The following is a 22,273-nucleotide window of genomic DNA, read 5'->3' on the forward strand; positions in this document are numbered from 1 at the left end:
AAGGTGCCCGACGACCTCGCCTTCCGCTTCGACGGCGGCGCCCCCTGGCTGGACCTGCTCGCGACGCGCGGCCGCCACTTCGGCGCCAACCCGGTCGAGCGCATGCCGACGACCGACCGGCTGGCCGAGTGGCTCACCCGGGTCGGGCTGACGCCGCTCGCCCGGATCACCGACGCCGACCTCGACGCGGCGCACCGGCTGCGTCAGGCGCTGCGTGAACTGGCGCTCGGCGCGGTCGACGGGGTCGCGCCGCGGGCGGATCAGGTGCGGGCGCTGACGGTGTTCTTCCGGGCCGAGCCGGTGCACCTGGCCGCGCTCGACCGGCTCCACCGCAGCGCCCCGGCGACGGTGACCGACGCGTTGAGCAGGCTCGCGCTGCAGGCGGCCGACTGGCTCACCGGCCCGCTGCGTGACGACCTGCGGGCCTGCCCCGAGCAGGACTGCCGGGGCGTGTTCGCCGACCCGGGCGGGCGGCGCCGCTGGTGCCCGTCCCCCGCGTGCGCCAGCCGCGGCCGGGTCCGCGCGCTCCGGGAACGCCGACGCGCCGAGTCCTGACCACCACGCCACCCGTTCACTCTTCCGAGCGACGCCAGGATCCGGAGGTCGTGACTCCGCAACACTTTCACGGCGAAAGTGACGCGCAGGGCGTCGATTCGCGGTACTTTCACGGCGAAAGTGCGGCTTGGGGGTCGGTCAGGAGGGCCAGAGGATGCGGCGCATCGGCACGGCTCCCCGTGCGCGCTTGCGCCACTCGCGCGGGTAGCCCAGCGAGACCTCCTCGAAGCGGACGCCGTCGGCTTCCGTGGTGCGCGGGATGTGCAGGTGGCCGTACACGGCGATCTCGGCGCGGTAGCGCAGGTGCCAGTCCTCGGTCTTGGTCGAGCCGCACCACAGGGCGAACTCAGGCCAGTACAGCGGCTCGGTCGGATGCCGGTGCAGCGGCCAGTGCGACATCAGGATCGTGCCGTGGTCCTCGGGGATCGCGTCGAGCCGCTCGGTGCTGATCTTCAGCCGGTCCTCGCACCACGCCTGGCGGCTCGGGTACGGGTCCGGGTACAGGAAGTACTCGTCGGTGCAGACGACGCCGGCCTCGCGGGCCTGGCGCAGCGCCTCCTCGAGCGACTTGCCCTCGGCGGCGGGGGTCCGCCAGCTGTAGTCGTAGAGCAGGAACAGCGGGGCGATCGTCAGCGGCCGCGGACCGTGCGTCCAGACCGGGAACTCGTCCTCGGGGGTGAGCACGCCGATCTCGCGGCACCCCTCGACGAGGTACTCGTACCGCGCCTGGCCGCGCAGCTGGCACTCGTCGTTCTTCGTGGTCCACAGCTCGTGGTTGCCCGGCACCCAGACGACCTTCGCGAACCGCTCGCGCAGCGTCTTGAGCGTCCCGATCGTGGCTTCCGCCTGCTCGGCGACGTCGCCGGCGACGAGCAGCCAGTCTTCCGGGGTTTCGGGGACGACGGCGTCGAGGATCGGGCCGTTGCCCTCGTGGGTCACGTGGAGGTCGCTGGTGGCGAAGAGGTGCGGCACCCCTCCACCGTAACCACCGCGCTCACCGGAACGTCCTGGATCCGGCGGATCCGGCGGGTTTTCCGCACGAGCACCAGTACTCCGGCGACGACGTAGACGCCGGCCTGCACGTTGAGCAGCACTTCGGGCCCGGTGGCCGCGACGAGCGTCCCGGCCAGCAGCGCCCCCACGGTGCTGAAGGTCGCCATGCCGGCGAACGCCGTGCTCAGCACCCGGCCCGCCCGCTCCGGCGGCACCGCGCTTTGGATCTCCGAAAGCAATCCCGCACCGACGACCACCCCGGGCGCGCCGACCAGCGCGAACAAGCCCACGTAGACGCCCAGCGCCGTCGTCGCCAGCGCCAGGTTCCAAATCAGCGCCGACAGCAGGCCCAGCGCGAGCACGCCCCAGCCGAGCAGCGCGGCCGGGGCCACCCGGCGCGCCACCGTGGCCAGGGCGAACCCCGCGGCCAGCCCGCCGACCGCCTGGACGCCCCGCAGCAGGCCCGCGTCGGCCTCGCTGCCGCCGAGCACGTCCAGGACGTACACCACGAACAGGACCAGGAACATGCCCTGGGCCAGGGAGGTGAGCGCCAGGGCGAGCCCGGTCCGCCACAACCGCCGGTTGCGGGTCAGCTCCCGCAGCCCGTCCAGCCAGGCCCGCACCACCGGTTCGCGCGCCGCGGCGGGCGCCGGTGCGCTGACCCGGCGGAACGGCTTCGCCAGCAGCGCCGCGGCGACGGCCAGCACCGCGAGGTAGCCGGTGATGACGTCCACGAGCCCGCCGAAGCCCAGCAGGGCGCCGCCGGCCCAGCCCCCGGCCAGCCGGGCGACGCTGCCGTTGACGCTCATCAGGCCGTTCGCGCCGGTGACCTCCTCGACGCCGACCAGCTCCGGCACCAGGGCGTTGCGCGCGGGCTCGAACACCGACGCGAGCGCCGCCTGCCCGGCCATCACCGCGTACACGACCCCGATGCCCGGCTCACTCAGCAGCGGCAGCGCCACGAGGGCGAGCCCGCAGCAGACGCCGAACAGCACCGCGCGCCGGTTCCAGCGGTCGGCGACCACCCCGGCGACCGGGCTGAGCAGCACCGCGGGCAGCAGGCCGAGCACGATGCTCAACGCCGTCGTGGCCGCGGAGCCGGTGCGCTGGAAGACGTAGACCGGCAACGCGACCTGCAGCATCCACTCGGCCGTCTCGCCGAAGAACGCGGCCACCCACAACCGCGCGAACGCGGGTACCCCCAGCAGCTGTTTCATCCCTCCGCCTTCCCGGTGTGGTCGATGCGCGGGAACGCCCGCAGGCCGACGTGCACCGAGCGGGCGTCGGCGGGGGTGTCCGTCCGGATCGGGGTGATGTAGGGCCGGACCAGGGCGTCGATCGCCTCGGTCAGCCGGGTCAGCTCCGCCGGCGTGACGCGCAGCGTGTACGTGCTCAGCCCGGCCGCCGCCCGCCAGGCCGGGTCGAGGCCGTCGAGCGAGTCCAGGTACCGCTGGGTCAGCTCCTGCTCGTGGCCCAGCGTCGCGCCGACCATGCCGAGCTGCGCGGCCCGGTGGGCCGGGTCGTCGGCCAGCTCCCCCATGTCGAGCCCGACCTGCCGGGCGCGCCACGGCCGCTCCCGGCCGTCCTCGGCGTCGGACCGCTCGACCAGGCCGTACTGCGCGAGCTGGCGCAGGTGCCAGCTGCAGTTGGACGCGGTCGAGCCGACGGCGTCGGCGCACTCGCTCGCGGTACGCGGGCCGACGGCCGTGAGGTGGTTCAGCAGCGCCGAGCGCAGCGGGTGCGACAGCGCCCGCAGCAGTTCGACGTCCTCGATCCGCTTGCGCGGCGGCAGCTCGGCCATCGGTCCCCTACCTGAAAGAGTTGTTTCGAAAGTTTTCTTTCATAGTTGGTCCCGCCTGCGGGTTTGTCAACCGGCTCCGCTATCGTTCGCCGGGCAGCGGCTGCGCCGAGCAGTGACTGCGTCGTCACTTCACCTTGGATGGATGTTGCCCGACCAGCGCGAACTCGCCACCGCCGCCGCTCTCGCCCTCCCCCGGTTCGTGGGTTCGACCGCGCTCTTCCACGCCGCGGTCGCCGAGCGGATGGCCGTCACCCCCACCGAGCTGCACTGCCTGCACCTGCTCCACGGCGGCGTCAGCGACTCCCCGACCGAGCTGGCCCGGCTGCTGGGCGTGACCACCGGCGCGTTCACCCGGCTGCTCGACCGGATGGAGCTGCACCGGCTCGCCGAGCGCGCGCCCGACCCCGCCGACCGGCGCCGGCTCGTCGTCCGGCCCCTGCCGGACCGGATGGCGGAGCTCGCCGAGCTGTACGCGCCGATGGCCCGGTTCGTCGGCGAGCGGCTCGCCCGCCTGGACCGGCGCCAGCTCACCGCCCTGCTCGGGTTCCTCACCGACGGCACCACCGCGGCCGAGCAGGCGGCCGCCCACGTACCGGATGTGACCCACGTCATATCGAGTTGACTAACTCTACAGTCGTTGCGTTAACCTGGCTCCACTATGAGGAACTGAACCGCGCCCATCCCGCTTCCGAGGCGGCACCCGGTCGAGCCGACGCTCCCGCGTGCCACGACGCCCGGCGGGATTTCCGCATCTTCTCGCCAGGGCTCGGTGATCGTGCATGTCCACTCTCGTTTTTCCCTTGCAGGCCAAGGACGTCGTCTTCGGCTACGGCACCCGCGTGGTGCTCGACGGCGTCTCGCTGACCGCGTCCGCCGGGCAGCGCCTCGGCCTGGTCGGTGAGAACGGCACCGGCAAGTCCACCCTGCTGCGCCTGCTCTCCGGGCTCGAAGAACCCCGCTCCGGCGAGGTGCTTCGCGGTCCGGACGTCGGGTTCCTGCTGCAGGAGCTGCCGTTTCCGATGGACGCGACGTTCGCCGACGTCGTCGACGGCGCGCTCGCCGAGATCCGCGCCGCCACGATCCGGCTCGACGAGCTGACCACCGCGATGACCGAGCGGCCCGACGACGCGGCCGTGCTCGACGAGTACGGCCGGGTCCTGGAGTGGGCGCAGGCCCACGACCTCTGGGACGCCGACCGCCGCGCGAAGCTCGTCTGCGACGGGCTGGGCCTCGGCGGCATCGAGCCGGATCGGCGCCTCGGCACGATGTCCGGCGGGCAGCGCTCCCGGCTCGGGCTGGCCGCACTGCTGATCCGGCGGCCGGAAACCCTGCTGCTGGACGAGCCGACCAACCACCTCGACGACGCCGCGATGGAGTTCCTGGAACGCCACCTCGCCGAGCTGACCGGGATCGTCGTGCTGTCCTCGCACGACCGTGTGTTCCTCGACGCGGTGTGCACGGACATCGTCGACCTCGACCCGGCCGCGGCCGACCGCCAGGCCGGCGGCGCGGTCCGGTACGGCGGCAGCTACACCGACTACCTCGGGCACAAGAAGGCCGAGCGCGCCCGCTGGGAACAGCGCTTCGCCGAAGAACAGGAGGAACTGAAGGAGCTGCGCGAGACGGTCGCCGTCACCGCGCGGAACGTCGCCTACGGCCGGGCGCCGCGGGACAACGACAAGTTCATCCACCACTTCAAGGGCGCCCGCGTCCAGAAGACGATCTCGCGGCGGGTGCGCGACGCCGAGCAGCGGCTCGAGAACCTCGAGCGCGACCAGGTGCGCAAACCCCCGGCGCCACTGCGGTTCCGGGCGTCGCTCACCGGCCGCCCGGCGGGCGACGGCCCGGCGATCTCGGTGCGGGAGCTCGACGTCCCGGGACGGCTGCACCTGCCACGCCTGGACGTCGACGGCTCGGCCCGGCTGCTCGTCACCGGCGGCAACGGCGCCGGGAAGTCGACGCTGCTGTCCGTCCTGGCGGGACAGCTGACCCCTGCGGGCGGCACGGTCCACTTCGGACACGGGGTGCGGGTCGGCCTGCTGGAGCAGGACGTCGCGTTCCCGGACCCGGCGCGGTCGGCGCACCAGGTGTACCGGGACGCACTCGGCGAGGAGGCTCCCCCGCTCAGCCGCCTCGGCCTGCTGGCGTCACGCGATCTGGGTCAGCCGGTCGGCGCGCTTTCGGTGGGCCAGCGCCGCCGGCTGGCACTGGCGGTGCTGCTCGCCGAACCGCCGGACGTCCTGCTGCTGGACGAGCCGACGAACCACATTTCGCTGACCCTGGCGGAAGAGCTGTTCGCCGCGCTCGGCACGGCGCCGGGTGCCGTCGTCATCGCGTCCCACGACCGATGGCTGCGCCGCGACTGGGCAGGCGACCACCTGGCACTGGCCGACGGCCACCCCGCCGCCGTATAGGCCGTTATACTTCGGCCGATGTCCGTGAAGGCCACCTTGAGGGACTCTGAGTCCCTCAAGGTGGCCTTCACGGCATTTCAGAGGGTGATGCCCAGGAGGGCGTCGACCGCGATGCGGATCAGGCCCGGCGCTGCCGGGTCGGTGCCGTCGCGGCGGAGTGCCTCGTTCGCCCACGCGTCGACGGCGGCGAGGGCCTTCGGCGTGTCGAGGTCGTCGGAGAGGTGGTCACGCAGCCGCGTGATCGTGTCCTCGGCGGACGGGCCGGTGGCCAGCGAGACGGCCTCGCGCCAGCGCGCCAGCCGCGTCTCGGCGTCGGCGAGCAGAGAATCCGTCCACGCGCGGTCGGCGCGGTAGTGGCCGGCGAACAGGGCGAGCCGGATCGCGCCCGGGTCGACCTGGTCGGCGCGCAGCCGCGAGACGAACACCAGGTTCCCGCGGGACTTCGACATCTTCTCGCCGTCGAGGCCGATCATCCCTGCGTGCACGTAGTGGCGGGCGAACTGGCCGTCCTTGGCGACGGCCTCGGCGTGCGCCGCGCTGTACTCGTGGTGCGGGAAGATCAGGTCGGAGCCGCCGCCCTGGAGGTCGAAGCCGAGGCCGAGGCGGTTGACGGCGATCGCGCTGCACTCGATGTGCCAGCCCGGCCGGCCCGCGCCGAGCTCGGACTCCCACGACGGCTCACCCTCGCGGGCGACCCGCCACAGCAGCGCGTCCAGCGGGTGGCGCTTGCCGACGCGGCCGGGGTCGCCGCCGCGCTCGGCGAAGAACTTGTTCATGGTCGGCTCGTCGTAGTTCGACTCGTAGCCGAACTTGCCGGTCGCGGTGTGGTCGAAGTAGACGTCCGGGAACTCGGCGTCGTCGGCCCGGTACGCGCTGCCGTTGGCCAGCAGCTTCGCGATCACCTCGACGATCTCCGGGATGCTCTCCACCGCGCCGACGAACTGGTTCGGCGGGATGACCCGCAGCGCGGTCATGTCCTCGCGGAACAGCGCCGTCTCGCGCATGCCCAGCACGACCCAGTCGTCCTGGTCCCGCTGGGCCCGCTCCAGCAGCGGCTCGTCGATGTCCGTCACGTTCTGCACGTAGTGGACGTCGTGCCCGTTGTCCCGCCAGATCCGGTTCACCAGGTCGAAGGCGAGGTAGGTCGCGGCGTGCCCCAGGTGTGTCGCGTCGTAGGGCGTGATGCCGCAGACGTACATCCGGGCGGTGGCGCCGGGCGCGGTCGGGCGGACCTGCCCGGTGGCCGTGTCGTGGAGCCGCAGCGGGCGGGGGGTGCCGGGGATGCGGGGCACGTCGACCGATGACCAAGTCTGCATACCCTCGACTGTAAGCGTTCGCTCCGCCACCCTCCCGCCCGGTGGGACACGTCCCCCACCTGGGGCAGTGCTAGCCCCGGCGCGCCGCGTTCGCCCTGATCGCGTCGCGGACGAACGCGCCTGAGCCCGGCCGCTGCTCGTCCTCGCGGACCAGGAAGCCCAGCTGGACCGGTTCGGTGACGTACAGCTCACCGATCCGCGCCTGCGTCTCGTACGAGCACTCCCCCATCACCCGGCCCAGCATCGCCCGGTGCTCCTCGGCCAGGTCCATCGCCTCGGCGCTGTCCGCCGCGGCCCCGGCCTCGAGGACGGCGTTCAGCCGGCCCACCCAGTCCTGCCGGGCCGCCTCACCCGCCGCCAGGTCCTCCTTGGACGGTGCCGCCGCGCCCTGCCACTCGGGCGTGCCGCCCCAGCGCTGGGCGGCTTCCTCGGCGTAACCGTCCGGCTCGGTGAACCCGCCGAACACCGCGAACTTCTCCTCGGGCGTCAACGCGTTGCCCATGGCTCTCGCCTCCATCACACGATCGACGGCCGCGACCATCCGCCCGAGCTCGCCCATCCGCGTCACCAGCAGCTCCCGCTGCCTCTTGAGGTGCGCGTCGGCGTCGGTGCCCGGGTCGTCGACGAGGGTCGCGATCGTCTCGAGGGGAAACCCGAGCTCCCGGTAGAACAGGATGCGCTGCAACCGGTCGAGGTCCTCGTCGCCGTAGCTGCGGTACCCCGACGGCGTCCGCCCGCTCGGGCGGAGCAGGCCGATCTCGTCGTAGTGGTGCAGTGTCCGGACGGTGACCCCGGCCAGTGCGGCGACCTTGCCCACGGGATGCCCCATCGTTTCCCCTCCTCTGCGGCCTGTGGCCCTTGCGGAGACCACGGTGGTGCCTCACGCGGCGTCAGGGTCAAGCGTCACCCTTCCGTAGCCGTCGCCCGGCCGCGAGCGCGGTTAACCTTGCTCGATGAAGGCCCTGGTCACGGCGCTCGCCGCCCGGTTCCGGCCGCGCCGGAACCGGGCGCCGGGGACGCGGGTCGTGCTGGGTCGCGTCCCGGCCGAGCCGGCACCGTACGTACGGCGTGGCCCGCTCCTGGCCAAGATCGACGAGGCCTTCGGCGAGGGTGGCTTCTGCGTCCTGCTCGGCCCGTGCGGGGCCGGGAAGACCCACCTCGCCGCCGCGTACGCCCGCGCCGCGGCGTCCACTGTGGTCTGGGTCGCCGACCCGGCGTACATCGTGCTGTCCTACGCGGAACTGGCCCGGCGGGTAGGCGTGGCCGACTGTGTCGTCGACGCCGAGGCGGCGGCGCGCACCGGGCTGGCGTGGCTGGACGCCGCGGACCGGCCCGTCGTGGTGGTCGACGGCGCGACCGACCCCGACGCGCTCAACCAATGGCTGCCCGCACGGGCCCGTGTGCTGATCACGACGTCCGTGCCGGCCTTCGAGATCCTCGGCGGCACGGTCGTGGTGAGCGGGTTCGGCGAGGCCGAGGCAGCGGGGTTCCTGGGCGTGCGGTCGGGTCGTGACGACGACGCCCTCGGACTCGCGCGGGAGCTGGGCTGCCTGCCGCTCGCCCTGGCCCAGGCCGGGGGTGTGCTCAAGCGGCGGGGCACCGGCTTCGCGTCCTACGTCGAAAGCTTGCCGCACGCGTCGCTTTCCCTGCCGGAGCGGGAGCCGGGGTGCGTCGAGGACACCGTGCTGGAGGCGCTGCGGCTGGTCGTCGCCCGCGACGGGCGCGCCCGCGGCGTCGCGGAGTTCCTGGCCCTGCTCGCCCCCGGCGTCCGGCGGGAGCGGGTGCACCGGCTCGGGCCCGACCCGGTCGCGGTGGACGCCGTCCTCGGGGCGCTGGCCGAGGCGTCGCTCATCGGCTTCGACGTCCGCGGGGAGACCGTCACCATGCACGACCTGACCCGGCGCGCCCTGCTGAGCCGGGTCCACGCCGAGGACCGCCTGGCGGCCGCGCTCGACCGGGCGTGCGCTGTCCTCGACGACTGGGCGGACGCCACCGATCCCGGCCTCGCACGGCACGTGAGCGCGCTGTGGCCGCACTTCCGCGCGCTGCTCCCGGCCGAGGCGGCGCCGCGGCTCGCGCGGATCATGCGGCTGCGACGCCGTTCGGTGCGCGCCCTGACCGCGGCCGGCGCGTTCGCCCAGGCCCGCGCCCTCGGCCGCGAGGTGGTGGCCGACCACGACGCCTACCTGCAGCCCCGCCACCCCGGCACCGAACGGGCCGCGCGGGCCCTCCGGAAAGCGTGCCTCGCGAGCGAGCGAGGCGCCGAAGCCGTGACGCTCTCCGAGCGCGTCCTCGAACGCCGCGTGCGGGTGCTCGGACCCGACGCCGAAGCCACCCTCGACGCGGTGGAGGCCCTGGGCATCGCCTGCGAGGGCGCCGGGCTGCTCGACCGCGCGCTCAAGGTGCACGAGACGAACCTCGACCACGCGGCGCGGGTGCTCGGCCCGGACCACCGCATCACGCTGCGCTCCCGCGCCGGTTTCGGCCGGGCGCTCCGGTCCGCCGACCTCGCCGGGGTGGCCGTGCCGGTGTTCGAGGAGAACCTGCGGGAGCACGTCCGCGTGCACGGACCGGAGCACCCGGCCACGATCGAGGCGCGCTCGGACCTGGCCCGGACGTATACCCGTGCGGGCCGTTCCGCGGAGGCCATCACCCTGCACGCCACCGATTCGCCTTGGCTGGCCGTGGCCTACCAGGAGGCGGACCGTCTTGACGACGCGATCCGCTTACTGCGGCGGCTGGTGTCCCAGCACGAAGACCTGGGTGCCGTCCGGATCCGGCTGTTCCTGGCCCGGGCGCTGCTGGCGGACGGGCAGTCCGCGGAGGCGCTGGAGCTGTTCGCACGGACGGTCCGGGACCGGACGCGCCTGCTCGGCCCGGACCACACGGCCACCCTCAACGCCCGGCGCAACCTGGGCCTGGCGCAGGGCCCGGCCGGCCGGGAGACGCTCACCGCCGTCGCCGCGGACTACCGGCGGGTGCTGGGGACGGCCCACCCGTACACCCGGCAGGCCGCGAAGGATCTCGCGGAGCTGCCGGAGCCGGGTCAGCGGCGCCGGGTGCGCAGGTAGCCGCCGACCACTGCCGCGGCGGATAAGGGGCCGGGCAGCGACGGCACCGGTCGGGTAGAAGCCTTCGCGAGTTCGGGCCGCGCCCAGGCGCCCGCAACCGCCGATCTCGCGCGCCCTTCACCGATCGCGAAGTACCACCGAACAGCGGCGCAGGGTGTGCGGGTAGCCGCCGACCGACCTCCGCGCCCAGGCCACTCAGGTACGGGCAAACCGGACCGACCGCGGACCATCCAGCCGCCGCGGTGCGGATCAGGTGTCCCAGAGCACCGGCCGGGCCGCAGCCGGCGCGCCTCGAAGGCGCCGTTCGGCGACCGCGGACCAACCCAAAGCGCTGTCAGCGCCGGTCACCAGCCGCGCGACACCGAGCCTCGCCCGGTGCCGCAGCCGACGAGTCATTCCTTCAGCGACAGCGGATCACCACCAAACGCTGTCAGAGCGCCGCGTGCGCAAGTCCCTCCGCCGCCGCGGCGCGGATGAGGGGCCGCACATCGCTGGCACCGGCGACAGCCCCGCGAAGCCACCCTCCAACACCGAGCAGGGGCCTCGCGCCGTAACCGGCCCGCGGCCGCCAGATCACCGTCCAGCGACCGCGGACCAAAACGCTGTCAGAGCGCCGCGTGCGCAGGTCGCCGCGGCCAGGCCATCCGCCGTGGCGCGGATGAGGGCCGCACAGCGCCGGCGACAGCCCGCGAAGCCACCCTCCGACACCAGGCAGGGACCTCGCGCCGTAGCCCGCCCGCGGCCGCCAGACCATCGTCCAGCGACCGCGGACCGAAAACGCCGTCAGCGGCGCCGGGTGCGCAGGTAGTCGCCGACCACCGCGGCGCCCAGGCCGTCCAGGTCCGGGGCCACCACCCGGCCGCCGGAGCGGCGGGCGATGACGTCCACGAACGCCGTCAGCCTCGGGTCGTCGCCCAGGCGGAAGACCGTCACCGACGCGCCCAGCTTGGCCAGGCGGTCCACTTCGGACAGTGTCTTGTGGAGGGTCCGCGGCTGGGGCGGGTAGTCGAAGACCGCCTCGCCGTCCGGTTCCAGGTGCGCGGTCGGCTCGCCGTCGGTGACCATCAGGACCACCGGCTGCGCGTCGGGATGACGCCGCAGGTGCTGCCCGGCCAGCAGCAGCGCGTGGTGGGCGTTGGTGCCCTGCTCCCACGCGCCCTCCAGCCCGACCAGCTCCGGCAGCTCCACCGACGTCGCGTAGCGGCCGAAGGTGATCAGCTGCAGCGCGTCGTTGCGGAAGCGGGTGCTGATCAGCTGGTGCAGCGCCAGCGCGGTGCGCTTCATCGGCAGCCACCGGCCTTCCTGCACCATCGACCACGACGTGTCGACCAGCAGCGCCACCGCGGCGCGGGAGCGGTGCTCGGTCTCCACCACCTCGACGTCCTCGACGTCCAGCCGGACCGCGTTCTCCCCCACCGAAACCGTGCGCAGCACGGCGTTGCGGATCGTCCGCGGCACGTCCCAGGGCTGCATGTCCCCGAACCGCCACGGCCGCGACGCGCCGGTCGGCTCGCCCGCCGCGCCCGCCGACTCGGTCTCGCGGTCGCCGGTCTTGCCGCGCAGCGCGTTCACGATGTCCGACAGCGCTGTCTCGCCGAGACGCCGCAACGCCTTGGGCGACAACCGGAGCGTCCCGTCGGCGGCGCGTTCGAACAGGCCCTGGCGGCGCAGCTCACGCTCCAGTTCGGACAGTCGCCGCGCGTCCACGCCGGCGTCCTTCCCGAGCTGGCGCTCCAGCGCCTCCAGGTCGATGTCCTCCAGACTCGCCCCGGGGTACGACTGGCTCAGCTGCTCGGCCAGCGCGTCCATCTCGGCGAGGTCCGCCATGGCCTGGGCACCTTCGCCCATGCCCAAGGGGTTCTTGCCGCGGAAGCGTTCCGACGACGTCCAGTCCTCACCCGGCCGCGCCGCCCGCAGCTGGGAGTCCAAATTGGACAGCTGCTGCGCCAGACGCGGGTCGCCGAAGGCCTGCTGCGTCAGCTCGGCCAGCTCCGCGCGCTGCTCGGCGGACATCGAGTTGAGCATCCGCTGGGCCGCGGCGGACCGGGCCGCCAGGGCGTCGATCAGTTCCTCGACGTTCTGCGGGTTCTCCGGGAAGAACTCGCCGTGCTTGTCCATGAAGCCGTCGAAGCGCTCCTGGATGTCCTCGGCGCCCTGGGCGTGCGCGGCGAGCAGGTCGTTGAGGTCGCCGAGCATCTCGTTGATCCGCTCGACGTCCTCGGGCCCGGCGTTCTGCAGCGCCTGCTTCATGCCCTGGAACCGCGACTCCATCAGCTCCTGGCCGAGCAGGTCACGGATCTTCTGGTAGTTCTCGCGGCCCTGTTCGGAGCGCCAGTCGTACTCGGACAGCTCGTTGACGGCCGCGGCCGTGCCGGGTGGCAGGGCGTCCAGCTGGGCCTCGCGGAAGCGGGCGTCGTCGTCCGGATCCGGGAACAGGTCGCGGCGCTCGGCGTCGAGGGCCTCCTGCAGCAGGCGCTGGACCTCCCGCAGAGTGCCGTCGAGGTTGTTGCGCCGCTGGATGCGGGACCGTTGCTGCCACAGGCGCCGGGTCAGCTCGTCCAGGCCCGCGGTGCGGTCGGTGCCGCGCCGGAGCAGTTCCTCCAGCGCGGCCCGCGGCGACGAGCCGGCCATCACGTCGCGGCCGATCTCGTCGAGCGCGTCCCGCAGGTCGGCCGGGGGCGCGAGCGGGTCCGGCCCGTCGTGCCACGGGCCGTAGGAGTAGCCGTCGGGAAGCGGGACCGCGGTCATCGGCCGTAGACGGTCGTCGTGTCGTCGGAGTCCTTGGCGAGCCGTCGCGCCAGGAACAGCGATTCGAGGGCGAGTTCGACGGCGGCCGCGATCCGGCCGGCGGGCTCGTCGGCACCGACCCCGGCGCGCTCGGCGACCTGGTGGAGCACGGGCAGCTCCGGCAGGGCCTTGAGGACGTCCTCGCCGGGCACGCGCTCGCCGGTGGCGACCAGGTGGCCGTCGGCGACCGCGTCGGCCAGCGGACGCAGGTCGAGCCCGGCGAACCGCTCGCGCGCGGTCTCGGCGATGGCCCGGCGCAGCAGGTGCACGAGGTGCTCGACCTCACGCCCTTCCTCACCCGGCTCGAACTCGATCTTGCCGCGCAGCACCGAAGGCACCGCGTCGAGGTCGACCGGCCGGGCCACGGCGGGCTCCTCGCCGGTCAGCGCGGAGCGTCGCAGCGCCGCGGCCGCCACGGTCTCGGCCGCCGCGACGGCGAACCGCGCGGAGACACCCGAGCGTTGATCGATGACCGGCGATTCGCGCAGGTTCCGGACGAACCGGGCGATGACCTCCAGCAGCGGCTCGCCGACCTCGGCGACCAGGTGGGCCTCCTGCCGGACGACGGCCACCTCGGACTCGACGTCCAGGGGGTAGTGCGTGCGGATCTCGGCGCCGAAGCGGTCCTTCAGCGGCGTGATGATCCGGCCGCGGTTGGTGTAGTCCTCGGGGTTCGCGGTGGCGACGAGCAGGACGTCCAGGGGCAGCCGCAGCGTGTAACCGCGGACCTGGATGTCGCGCTCCTCCATCACGTTGAGCAGCGCGACCTGGATGCGCTCGGCGAGGTCGGGCAGCTCGTTGATGGCGACGATGCCGCGGTGGGCGCGCGGGACGAGGCCGAAGTGGATGGTCTCGGGGTCACCCAGGCTGCGGCCTTCGGCGACCTTCACCGGGTCGACGTCGCCGATCAGGTCGCCGACCGAGGTGTCCGGCGTCGCCAGCTTCTCGGTGTAGCGCTCGGACCGGTGGCGCCAGGCCACGGGCAGCTCGTCACCGAGCTCGGCGGCGCGGCGGATCGACGCGGGCGTGATCGGCTGCAGGGGGTGCTCGCCCAGCTCGGAGCCCTCGATGACGGGCGTCCACTCGTCGAGGAGCCCGGAGAGGGTGCGGAGCAGGCGGGTCTTGCCCTGGCCGCGTTCGCCGAGCAGGACGACGTCGTGGCCGGCCAGCAGCGCACGTTCGAGCTGCGGCAGCACGGTGCGGGAGAACCCGACGATGCCCGGCCAGGCGTTTTCGCCGGTGCGGAGGGCGTTCAGCAGGTTGTCGTGGATCTCTTGGGCGATCGGGCGGGGCTCGTACCCGGCCGCGCGCAGGGCCCCGGCGGTGCGGGGAAGAGCGTCTGGAACTACGTTCACCCGTTCGACGCTACTGCCGGATCGTCGGGGAGTCGACGTGGAGCGACTCCAGCGTGGGCGCGCTCGGCGGACTTGGAGCCGCCCGGTAAAATAGGGCGTCGTGTGCCGACCCAGTGCGACCTTCGCCGTCTGGTCCAGTGCGTGGCTCAACGGAGCCGCCGCATCCGACGATGTGCTCGACGCCCTGCTCGCGTGGGGTGAGGCGCACGACGTCGTGGCCGCCGACGCGCCCGCCGCGGAGGCGTTCGAGCTCCCGCTGGCCTTCAACCGAGCGGCCACCCCCGTGCAGCTGCTCATGGCCCTGCGTTCGCAGGGAGCGAAAAGCATGCGGCTCGTGCTGCCGGTCCCGGGCGACGTCCGCGGCCTCGGCGGCGGCGGGCCGTTCACCGAGGCCGCGTTGCGCGCGGGCGACGCCGTGGTGCTCCCCGAACTCGGGTTCGGCCTGGTGCCGGAACCGGTCGCCGAAGGCCTGATGCGCTGGACGGTGTTCTCGCTCGTCCCGCTGGCGGCACCGCCGGAGTACGTCGCGCTGGGCGAAGCCGAGCACGGCCTGACGGACGCGATCCGCGCGAGCGCCGGCGCGCTGCAGGCGCTGAACGTGGCGTCGGACCGGCCGGGGGTGCGCGCGGAGCTGACGGCGCACCTGCGTTCCCGCCCGGACGTCGACTGGCCGGCGGGCACGCCGGGGCGCTCGCTGCGGGTGCTGCAGCGAGCGGAAGAGATCTCGGCGATCCTGGCGATCGCGGAGACGGACGACCCGGGTGGGGCGCTGTCGGCGTCGGCGTCGAACCTGCGGGCGCAGGCGTTGAAGCCGCTGTCGGACGCCGTGCGGATCGCTCGCTGCGCGGCGGTCAACGAAGCCGTGCGGGTCTTCGCGGAGCAGACGGCCCGCGAAGGCTGACCAACAGGGGACACATAATCCCTTGGCTTCCGGCACCCACAAGCAGCACGCCGAGCACAGCGCGGCGTCCGCGCGAATGACAAGCTCCGCGGAGCGTGGCCATCGTCCCACATGCACAGACTCTGAAGGCGCTGTCGGACGCGGTGCGGATAGCTCGGTGCGCGGCGGTCAACGAAGCGGTGCGGGTGCTCGCGGAGCAGACCGCCCGCGAGCGCTGACGCCACAGCGCCCCAATGGGGCGTTTGTCAGCGACTGGGGCGCTTCGCGGGCTCGCAGCAGCCGACCGCGCAGGGAGCCCCGTTGATCGTGCAGCCGCCCGCCGGGAACGGGGACAGCTTGCGCGGCGCCACCTCGTGGGTGTGCTCGCGGATCAGCTCCACCACCAGCTCCGCGAAGCGCGGGTCGGTGCCCGCCGTGGCCGCGCGGGCGAAGGCCATTCCGTGCTCGGCCGCTCGTTCGGCGGCTTCGTTGTCCAGGTCCCAGATCACCTCGAGGTGGTCCGAGACGAAGCCGATCGGCGAGACGACCACCCCGGGCACGCCCGAAGCGTGCAGCGCGTCGATGTGGTCGACGATGTCCGGCTCCAGCCACGGGACCTGCGGCGGGCCCGACCGCGACTGCCACACGACGTCGTAGGTCTCGATGCCCGCCTCGGCCGCGACGAGCCGCGCCGCTTCGGCGATCTGGCGGGAGTAGCGGCGGCCGCCCTCCGCCGGGGGGCCCGAGGCGAGGTCCGCGCTGTCCGGCACCGAATGCGCGGTGAACACCGTGCGGATGCCCGGCACATCTCCCAGCGAGGCGTGAGCGGCGCGCACGGCGTCGGCTACCGCCGAGACGAACAGCGGGTGGTCGAAGAAGTGGCGCAGTTTCACCAGTTCGGGGGCACCGTCGCCGACCGCCGCGCGGGCGCGCTCGATGTCCTCGTCGTACTGGCGGCACGCCGAGTAGCCGCCGTACGCGCTCGTGGGGAACACGAGAACCCGCTTCGCGCCGGCCCCCGTCAGCGACGCCAGGGTGTCTTCGACCATCGGGTGCCAGTTGCGGTTGCCGAAGTGCACCGGCAGGTCCACACCGGCGGCCGCGAGCTGCTTCTCGACGGCCGCGATCGCGTCGCGGTTCAGCTTGTTGATCGGCGAAACGCCGTCGAAGTGCCGGTAGTGCTCGGCGACCTCCAAGAGCCGCTCGCGCGGTACGCCGCGACCCTTGGTGACGTTCTCCAGGAACGGCATGACGTCGTCAGGCCCCTCCGGACCGCCGAACGAAAGCCACAGCAACGCGTCGTATCCCACCTCGGTCATCTTGCCGCTGTGGCGCCCCGCACGCTGACGCGGCCCCGTTATGAATCGACCAGTCCAAAACCCTGGTAAGGTGTCCCCATGGCCAGGCCACGGGAGTTCGACGAGTCCGCCGCCGTCGAGAGCGCGATGCACGCGTTCTGGGCGCACGGCTACGAGGCGACCTCGACGCAGGACCTGTGCGAAGCCACCGGTCTCGGCCGCAGCAGCGTCTACAACACCTTCACCAGCAAGAAAGCGCTGTTCGAGCGGTCGCTGACGCACTACACGGACAGCCAGCTCACGGCCCGGCAAGCGCTCCTCGAAGGACCGGGCACGGCCGCCGAACGGCTCACGGCCCTGCTCACCACGACCATCGACAGCGAACTCGAGCGGAACCGCCGCGGCTGCCTGGTCGTGAACACCCTCGCCGAGCTCGGCATGCCGGACGACGGAATCGGTGCCGCCCTGCGCGATGACACCGAGCGAAATCTGGCGATGCTCACCGAGTGCGCCCGGGAAGGCGTGCTCGACGGCAGCCTGCGGCCCGGCCGGGACCCGGCCGACGTCGCGCAGTTCGTCCTCAACACCGTCACCGGCCTGAAGGTGATGTCCCGGCGCGACACCAGCCGCGAGGCCATGTACGCCGTCGCCGATCTCGCGCTGTCGGCCCTCGTCGCCTGAACCCCAGCCCTGAAGCGCCGAAGCCTGCCCAAGTTTTGTACTGATCGATCCACAACCAAGGAGGACCCGTGCCCCTGGCCGTCTTCGTCCTCGGGCTCAGCGTGTTCGCGCTGGGCACGTCCGAGTTCATGATCACCGGCCTGCTCCCGGGCATGGCCGCCGACCTCGGCGTGAGCATCCCCGACGCCGGGCTGCTGATCTCCGCCTTCGCCATCGGCATGGTGGTCGGCGCGCCGCTGCTGGCCATCACCACGCTGCGGCTCCCCCGCCGCCGGACGCTGCTGGTGCTGCTCGCCGTCTTCCTCGCCGCGCACGTCGTGGGCGCGCTCGCCACCGGGTACGCGCTGCTGTTCGCGACGCGGGTCGTCGCCGCGCTGGCCTGCGCGGGCTTCTGGGCCGTCGCCGTGGCGACGACGATCGCGCTGGTCCCCGTCGAGCGGCGCGGGCGCGCGATGGCGGTGCTGGTCGGCGGCCTGACCGTGGCGAACATCGCCGGGGTGCCCGCCGGCACGTTCATCGGGCAGCACGCGGGCTGGCGGACGGCGTTCTGGGCGGTGGCGGCGGTGACGCTGCTGGCGGCGGCCGGCGTGGCCGCGCTGGTGCCCGAGACGACCGGCGGCGGGATGAGCGTCCGGTCCGAACTGCGGCTCTACCGGCGGGGCCGGGTGTGGCTCGCGCTGGGCGTGATCGCCTTGTGCCAGGCCATGATCTTCGCCGCGTTCAGCTACCTCGCTCCCCTGCTGACCGAGACGGACGGCCTTCCCCAGTCGTGGATCCCGGGTGTCCTCGCGCTGTTCGGCGTCGGCGCGCTCATCGGGATCACGGCCGGCGGGCGGCTGGCCGACCGGCACCCGTTCGCGACGCTCTACAGCTGCATCGGGCTGGCGCTGGCGGCCCTGCTCGTCCTGGCGCTGACCACCGACCCGGTGGTCGCCGTCGCGGCCGTGCTCGTCTTCGGGGCCGCCGGGTTCGGCGCGAACCCGGCGCTGAACGTGCGGACCTACGCCGTCGCCGGAGGCACGTCGACGCTCGTCGGCGCCAGCACGACGGCGGCGTTCAACGTCGGCAACACGATCGGGCCGTGGCTGGGCGGCGTCGCGATCGGCGCCGGGCTGGGTTTCCCGAGCGTGGCGTGGACGGGCATCCTCCTCGGCGCCGCGACGGTCGTCGCCCTCACCGTCGCGGTCGCCGTCCAGCGGAACGACGACCGCGACCGTGAGCCGGTCACCGTGTGAGGCTCAGATGCCGAGGGCGTGGACCCCGCCGTCGACCATGATCATCGAGCCGGTGGTCGCCGGGAGCCAGTCCGACAGCAGCGCGCAGACGCTCTTCGCCGTCGGGTCCGGGTCCGAGCTGTCCCAGCCGAGCGGCGCGCGGTCGCCCCAGCCGTCTTCGAGGTCCGAGAAGCCCGGGATGGACTTCGCGGCCATCGTCTTCATCGGGCCGGCGCTGACCAGGTTGACGCGGATGCCCTGCGGGCCCAGTTCCTTGGCCAGGTACCGGTTGACCGACTCGAGCGCGGCCTTCGCCACGCCCATCCAGTTGTAGACCGGCCACGCGACGCGGGCGTCGAAGTCCATGCCGACGATCGACGCACCGCGGCCCAGCAGCGGCAGGCACGCCTTCGACAGCGACATGAACGAGTACGCCGAGACGTCCACGGCGACCTTGACGTCCTCCGCGGGAGCGTCCATGAACGGCGCGCCGAGGCAGCTCTGCGGGGCGAACCCGATCGAGTGCAGCACCCCGTCGAGGCCGTCGACGTGCTCACGGATGTTGTCCGCGAGGCCGTCGAGGTGTTCCTGGTTGGTGACGTCCAGCTCGATCACCGGCGCGGGCTCGGGCAGCCGCTTCGCGATGGTCTTGACCAGCGACATGCGGCCGAAGCCGGTCAGGACCACCTTCGCGCCCTCCTGCTGCGCGATCTTGGCCGCGTGGAAGGCGAGTGAGGCGTCGGTGATGATGCCGGTGATCAGCAGGCGCTTGCCTTCGAGCAGTCCGGGCACAGGTCCTCCAGGTCTTGGTTCGGGATAAGGGGAAAGTCAGTGGCCGAGGCCGAGGCCGCCGTCGACGGGCAGCACCGCGCCGTTGACGTAGCCGGCGTCGTCCGAGGCCAGGTAGCGCACGGCGGCGGCGATCTCCGACGGCTCGGCGTACCGGCCGGAGGGCACCTGCGCGAGGATCTGCTTCTTGCGCTCCTCGGGCAGCTCGTCGGTCATGTCGGTGCGCACGAAGCCGGGCGCGATGACGTTCGAGGTGATGTTGCGGGAGCCCAGCTCACGGGCGAGCGAGCGCGCGAAGCCGACCAGGCCGGCCTTGCTCGCCGCGTAGTTCGCCTGGCCCGCGGAGCCGGAGAGGCCCACGACCGAGGAGATGAAGACGAACCGGCCCCACTTGCCGCGCAGCATGCCGCGCGAGGCGCGCTTCGCGACGCGGTAGGCGCCGGTCAGGTTGGCGTTGATGACCCGCTCGAACTGCTCGTCGCTCATCCGCATGAGCAGCGTGTCGTCGGTCAGGCCGGCGTTCGACACGAGCACCTCGACCGGGCCCTGGTGCTCCTCGACGAGCTTGAACGCCGCGTCGACCTGCTCGGTGTCGGTGACGTCCGCCTGCACCCCGAAGAGCCCCTCGGGCGCGCCGGAGCCCCGGTGCGTGACGGCGACCTGGTGGCCCTGTTCGGCGAGATCCCGGGCGATCGCCAGACCGATACCCCGGTTGCCCCCGGTGACCAAGACCGACCGTCCCACAGCTTTCTCCCTCTTTCGACCGTGCGCGTTTGACGGCACGAGGTTATCGGCAGGCCGCTCCGGGCGCGCAGCCGCGCCCGCCATACCTGCAGGTAACCGGCGTCGTCCGGGACGGGTGTCAGCAACACCACAGGACAGGCGCGCGCTCCGGCCAGCGGAACGTGAGTGCCGAGGGTGGGTACCGGCCGGTAGGTCGACGGAGCGTGACGTCGCGGCCGCCGATGCGTTCTTTCTTACATTCCGGGTCGCTCGCGGTGTTAGACCACCGTGTCCTAAGCGGGTGTAAGGAACCGCCGCCTGGTCTTGCCGGTCCTCCGCGACGTGGTCACCGTGAGTCGCAACACAGGAGGTCGACGATGACAACCCGGATCAGCGGCACCGGCGCCGCGGGCGTGAGCGAGAAACGCGTGATCGGCAACGTGCTGCGCGGCTCGATCGGCAATCTGGTCGAGTGGTACGACTGGTACGCCTACGCGGCGTTCACCACCTACTTCGCCAAATCCTTCTTCCCCACCAGCGACACGACGGCGGCCTTCCTGGGCACCGCCGCGGTGTTCGCCGTCGGGTTCCTCATGCGGCCGCTCGGCGGCTGGATGCTCGGCCGGTTCGCCGACCGGTTCGGGCGCCGCAGCGCGCTGGTGCTGTCGGTGACGCTCATGGCCGGCGGGTCGCTGCTGATCGCCGTCACGCCCGGCTACCAGACGATCGGGATCGCCGCGCCGATCCTGCTGCTCATCGCCCGGCTCATCCAGGGCCTGTCGGTCGGCGGCGAGTACTCCACCTCGGCGACGTACCTGTCCGAAGTGGCCACTCCCGGCAAGCGCGGCTTCTACTCCAGCTTCCAGTACGTGACGCTCTACGGCGGCCAGCTGCTGGCCCTCGGCCTCCAGCTGATCCTGCAGGCGCTGCTCACCGAGCAGCAGCTCACGTCGTGGGGCTGGCGGATCGCGTTCGGCGTCGGCACGGTCGCCGCGCTCAGCGTGATGTGGCTGCGCCGCGGGATGGACGAGTCCGAGAGCTTCACCAAGGAAAAGGGCAGCGCGGCGGCCGGGGACCGCGGCACGCTGCGCGCGCTCGCCAAGTACCCCAAGGAGATCGCGCTCGTCGTCGGCCTCACCCTCGGCGGCACGGTGGCGTTCTACACCTTCGCCACCTACAGCCAGAAGTTCCTCGAGAACACCGCCCACATCCCGCGCCGCACGGTCACGATCATCCTGTTCTCGGCGATCCTGCTGGCCGCGATCCTGCAGCCCGTCGCGGGGAAGCTGTCCGACCGGATCGGCCGCCGGCCGCTGCTGCTGTTCTTCGGCATCGCCGGCACGCTGCTGACCGTCCCGATCATGACGGTCATGGGCTCGACGCGGAACCCGGTCGGCGCGTTCTTCCTGGTCCTGGCCGGGCTGGTGGTCGTGGCCGGGTACACGTCGATCAACGCGATCGTGAAGGCCGAGCTGTTCCCGACGAAGATCCGCGCCATCGGCGTCGGCCTGCCCTACGCGCTGACCGTCGCGATCTTCGGCGGTACCGCCGAGCTGATCGCGCAGGCGCTGAAGAGCGCCGGGCACGAGTCGATCTTCTTCTGGTACGTCGCGGGCTGCGTCCTGGTTTCCCTGATCGTCTACGGCACAATGCGGGAGACCTCGAAGAGCTCCGAGCTGGAGGAACGGCCGGAGCCGGTGGCCGCAGGCGAACGCTGAGAAAGGGATGGCCGTGCGCGTGCTCCTCGTCGAAGACGACGCCGGGGTCGCCGGCGCGCTCGCCGAGTCGCTGCACGCGCGCGGCCATCCGGTCACCAGCGTCGGCCGGGGCGCCGACGCGCTGCACCGCCACCGCGACGCCGACCTCGTCCTGCTCGACCTGGGCCTGCCCGACATCGACGGCCTCGACGTCCTCCGCAAGATCCGCGCGGTCTCCCCGGTGCCGGTGATCGTGCTGACCGCCCGCGGTGACGAGCGTTCGGTCGTGCGCGGCCTGCGCCTCGGCGCGGACGACTACCTCACCAAACCCGTACGGCTGGCGGAACTGCTGGCCCGGATGGACGCCGTCGCGCGGCGCGCGATCACCCGGGATGCCCCGGCCGGTGACGTCGTGCACGTCGAGGACGTCGAGATCGACCTGGCCGCGCGCCGGGTTCGGGCCGGCGGCGCCGACATCGCGTTGACCACCAAGGAGTTCGAGATCCTGGCCGTGCTCGCCGCGCGCCTCGGCACCGCGGTCAGCCGCCAGCAGCTGATGGACGAGGTCTGGGGTGACGCCTACCTCGCGGTCTCACGCTCCCTCGACGTCCACCTCACCGGGCTGCGCGCGAAGCTGGACCGGCCGGGCCTGCTCACCACGATCCGCGGCTTCGGCTACCGGCTCGGCCGGGACTGAGC

Annotated in this window: 19 protein-coding genes; 9 read left to right on the forward strand and 10 right to left on the reverse strand. The window is 72.8% G+C overall.

Going from position 1 to position 22,273, the window contains the following annotated elements; genetic code table 11:
* Positions 1-3 precede the first annotated feature (3 nt).
* Positions 4-555: a CGNR zinc finger domain-containing protein gene (locus ACIOD2_RS05025; protein WP_400534561.1), complete on the forward strand. Its 552-nt coding sequence runs from the start codon at positions 4-6 to the stop codon at positions 553-555.
* 138 nt (positions 556-693) lie between these two features.
* Here ACIOD2_RS05025 and ACIOD2_RS05030 read toward each other — a convergent pair whose 3' ends face one another.
* The 3 genes from ACIOD2_RS05030 to ACIOD2_RS05040 are packed head-to-tail and all read right to left on the reverse strand — an operon-like array spanning position 694 to position 3,349.
* Positions 694-1,527 carry a metallophosphoesterase family protein gene (locus ACIOD2_RS05030; RefSeq protein ID WP_400534562.1) on the reverse strand — a complete coding sequence of 278 codons (834 nt, stop codon included), beginning with the start codon at positions 1,525-1,527 and terminating at the stop codon, positions 694-696.
* The gene (locus tag ACIOD2_RS05035; protein WP_400534564.1) at positions 1,491-2,765 is read right to left on the reverse strand and encodes an MFS transporter; all 1,275 of its coding nucleotides are present in this window, start codon (positions 2,763-2,765) and stop codon (positions 1,491-1,493) included. Before ACIOD2_RS05035 ends, ACIOD2_RS05030 begins: the two co-directional genes overlap by 37 nt.
* Positions 2,762-3,349, reverse strand: a complete 588-nt coding sequence (locus ACIOD2_RS05040; protein ID WP_400534566.1) for an ArsR/SmtB family transcription factor — start codon at positions 3,347-3,349, stop codon at positions 2,762-2,764. The genes ACIOD2_RS05035 and ACIOD2_RS05040 overlap by 4 nt, the downstream gene beginning before the upstream one ends.
* Before the next feature lie 145 nt (positions 3,350-3,494).
* Between ACIOD2_RS05040 and ACIOD2_RS05045 the strand changes: the two genes are divergently transcribed.
* The gene (locus ACIOD2_RS05045; RefSeq protein ID WP_323328876.1) at positions 3,495-3,971 is read left to right on the forward strand and encodes a MarR family transcriptional regulator; all 477 of its coding nucleotides are present in this window, start codon (positions 3,495-3,497) and stop codon (positions 3,969-3,971) included.
* A 157-nt stretch (positions 3,972-4,128) separates the two neighbouring features.
* Complete coding sequence (locus ACIOD2_RS05050) at positions 4,129-5,763, forward strand: ABC-F family ATP-binding cassette domain-containing protein (RefSeq protein ID WP_400534568.1); 1,635 nt, start codon at positions 4,129-4,131, stop codon at positions 5,761-5,763.
* A gap of 77 nt (positions 5,764-5,840) precedes the next feature.
* On the opposite strand, the gene mshC is transcribed toward ACIOD2_RS05050, so the two are convergent.
* Positions 5,841-7,079, reverse strand: coding sequence for a cysteine--1-D-myo-inosityl 2-amino-2-deoxy-alpha-D-glucopyranoside ligase (gene mshC, locus ACIOD2_RS05055; RefSeq protein WP_400534570.1), 1,239 nt, complete (start codon positions 7,077-7,079; stop codon positions 5,841-5,843).
* Between the two features lie 70 nt (positions 7,080-7,149).
* On the reverse strand, positions 7,150-7,908 hold the full coding sequence (locus ACIOD2_RS05060) for a MerR family transcriptional regulator (RefSeq protein ID WP_400534572.1): 759 nt from the start codon (positions 7,906-7,908) through the stop codon (positions 7,150-7,152).
* A 124-nt stretch (positions 7,909-8,032) separates the two neighbouring features.
* Here ACIOD2_RS05060 and ACIOD2_RS05065 point away from each other — a divergent pair, with 124 nt between their 5' ends.
* Complete coding sequence (locus ACIOD2_RS05065) at positions 8,033-10,150, forward strand: tetratricopeptide repeat protein (RefSeq protein ID WP_400534573.1); 2,118 nt, start codon at positions 8,033-8,035, stop codon at positions 10,148-10,150.
* A gap of 783 nt (positions 10,151-10,933) precedes the next feature.
* On the opposite strand, the gene ACIOD2_RS05070 is transcribed toward ACIOD2_RS05065, so the two are convergent.
* Positions 10,934-12,898: a VWA domain-containing protein gene (locus tag ACIOD2_RS05070; protein WP_400534575.1), complete on the reverse strand. Its 1,965-nt coding sequence runs from the start codon at positions 12,896-12,898 to the stop codon at positions 10,934-10,936.
* Positions 12,895-14,292, reverse strand: a complete 1,398-nt coding sequence (locus ACIOD2_RS05075; RefSeq protein WP_400534577.1) for an ATP-binding protein — start codon at positions 14,290-14,292, stop codon at positions 12,895-12,897. The genes ACIOD2_RS05070 and ACIOD2_RS05075 overlap by 4 nt, the downstream gene beginning before the upstream one ends.
* 100 nt (positions 14,293-14,392) lie before the next feature.
* Here ACIOD2_RS05075 and ACIOD2_RS05080 point away from each other — a divergent pair, with 100 nt between their 5' ends.
* Positions 14,393-15,193: a hypothetical protein gene (locus ACIOD2_RS05080; RefSeq protein WP_323328394.1), complete on the forward strand. Its 801-nt coding sequence runs from the start codon at positions 14,393-14,395 to the stop codon at positions 15,191-15,193.
* A gap of 245 nt (positions 15,194-15,438) precedes the next feature.
* On the opposite strand, the gene ACIOD2_RS05085 is transcribed toward ACIOD2_RS05080, so the two are convergent.
* A complete protein-coding gene (locus ACIOD2_RS05085) occupies positions 15,439-16,482 on the reverse strand; it encodes a ferrochelatase (RefSeq protein ID WP_400535411.1) in 1,044 nt (347 codons plus the stop codon).
* 87 nt (positions 16,483-16,569) lie between these two features.
* On the opposite strand from ACIOD2_RS05085, the gene ACIOD2_RS05090 reads away from it, so the two are divergent.
* Positions 16,570-17,151 carry a TetR/AcrR family transcriptional regulator gene (locus tag ACIOD2_RS05090; protein ID WP_400534579.1) on the forward strand — a complete coding sequence of 194 codons (582 nt, stop codon included), beginning with the start codon at positions 16,570-16,572 and terminating at the stop codon, positions 17,149-17,151.
* A 68-nt stretch (positions 17,152-17,219) separates the two neighbouring features.
* Positions 17,220-18,386 (forward strand): Cmx/CmrA family chloramphenicol efflux MFS transporter, encoded by a 1,167-nt coding sequence (locus tag ACIOD2_RS05095; RefSeq protein ID WP_400534581.1) that lies wholly within the window; start codon positions 17,220-17,222, stop codon positions 18,384-18,386.
* 3 nt (positions 18,387-18,389) lie between these two features.
* On the opposite strand, the gene fabI is transcribed toward ACIOD2_RS05095, so the two are convergent.
* Positions 18,390-19,157, reverse strand: coding sequence for an enoyl-ACP reductase FabI (fabI, locus tag ACIOD2_RS05100; RefSeq protein WP_400534583.1), 768 nt, complete (start codon positions 19,155-19,157; stop codon positions 18,390-18,392).
* 36 nt (positions 19,158-19,193) lie between these two features.
* Positions 19,194-19,898, reverse strand: a complete 705-nt coding sequence (locus tag ACIOD2_RS05105) for a beta-ketoacyl-ACP reductase (RefSeq protein ID WP_323328402.1) — start codon at positions 19,896-19,898, stop codon at positions 19,194-19,196.
* Positions 19,899-20,254: 356 nt separating this feature from the next.
* Between ACIOD2_RS05105 and ACIOD2_RS05110 the strand changes: the two genes are divergently transcribed.
* Positions 20,255-21,595: an MFS transporter gene (locus ACIOD2_RS05110; protein WP_400534585.1), complete on the forward strand. Its 1,341-nt coding sequence runs from the start codon at positions 20,255-20,257 to the stop codon at positions 21,593-21,595.
* 7 nt (positions 21,596-21,602) lie between these two features.
* Positions 21,603-22,271, forward strand: coding sequence for a response regulator transcription factor (locus tag ACIOD2_RS05115; RefSeq protein WP_400534587.1), 669 nt, complete (start codon positions 21,603-21,605; stop codon positions 22,269-22,271).
* Positions 22,272-22,273: the final 2 nt, after the last annotated feature.

Origin of the sequence: Amycolatopsis sp. NPDC088138, from assembly GCF_044741685.1 — a bacterium.
Lineage (GTDB): Bacteria > Actinomycetota > Actinomycetes > Mycobacteriales > Pseudonocardiaceae > Amycolatopsis.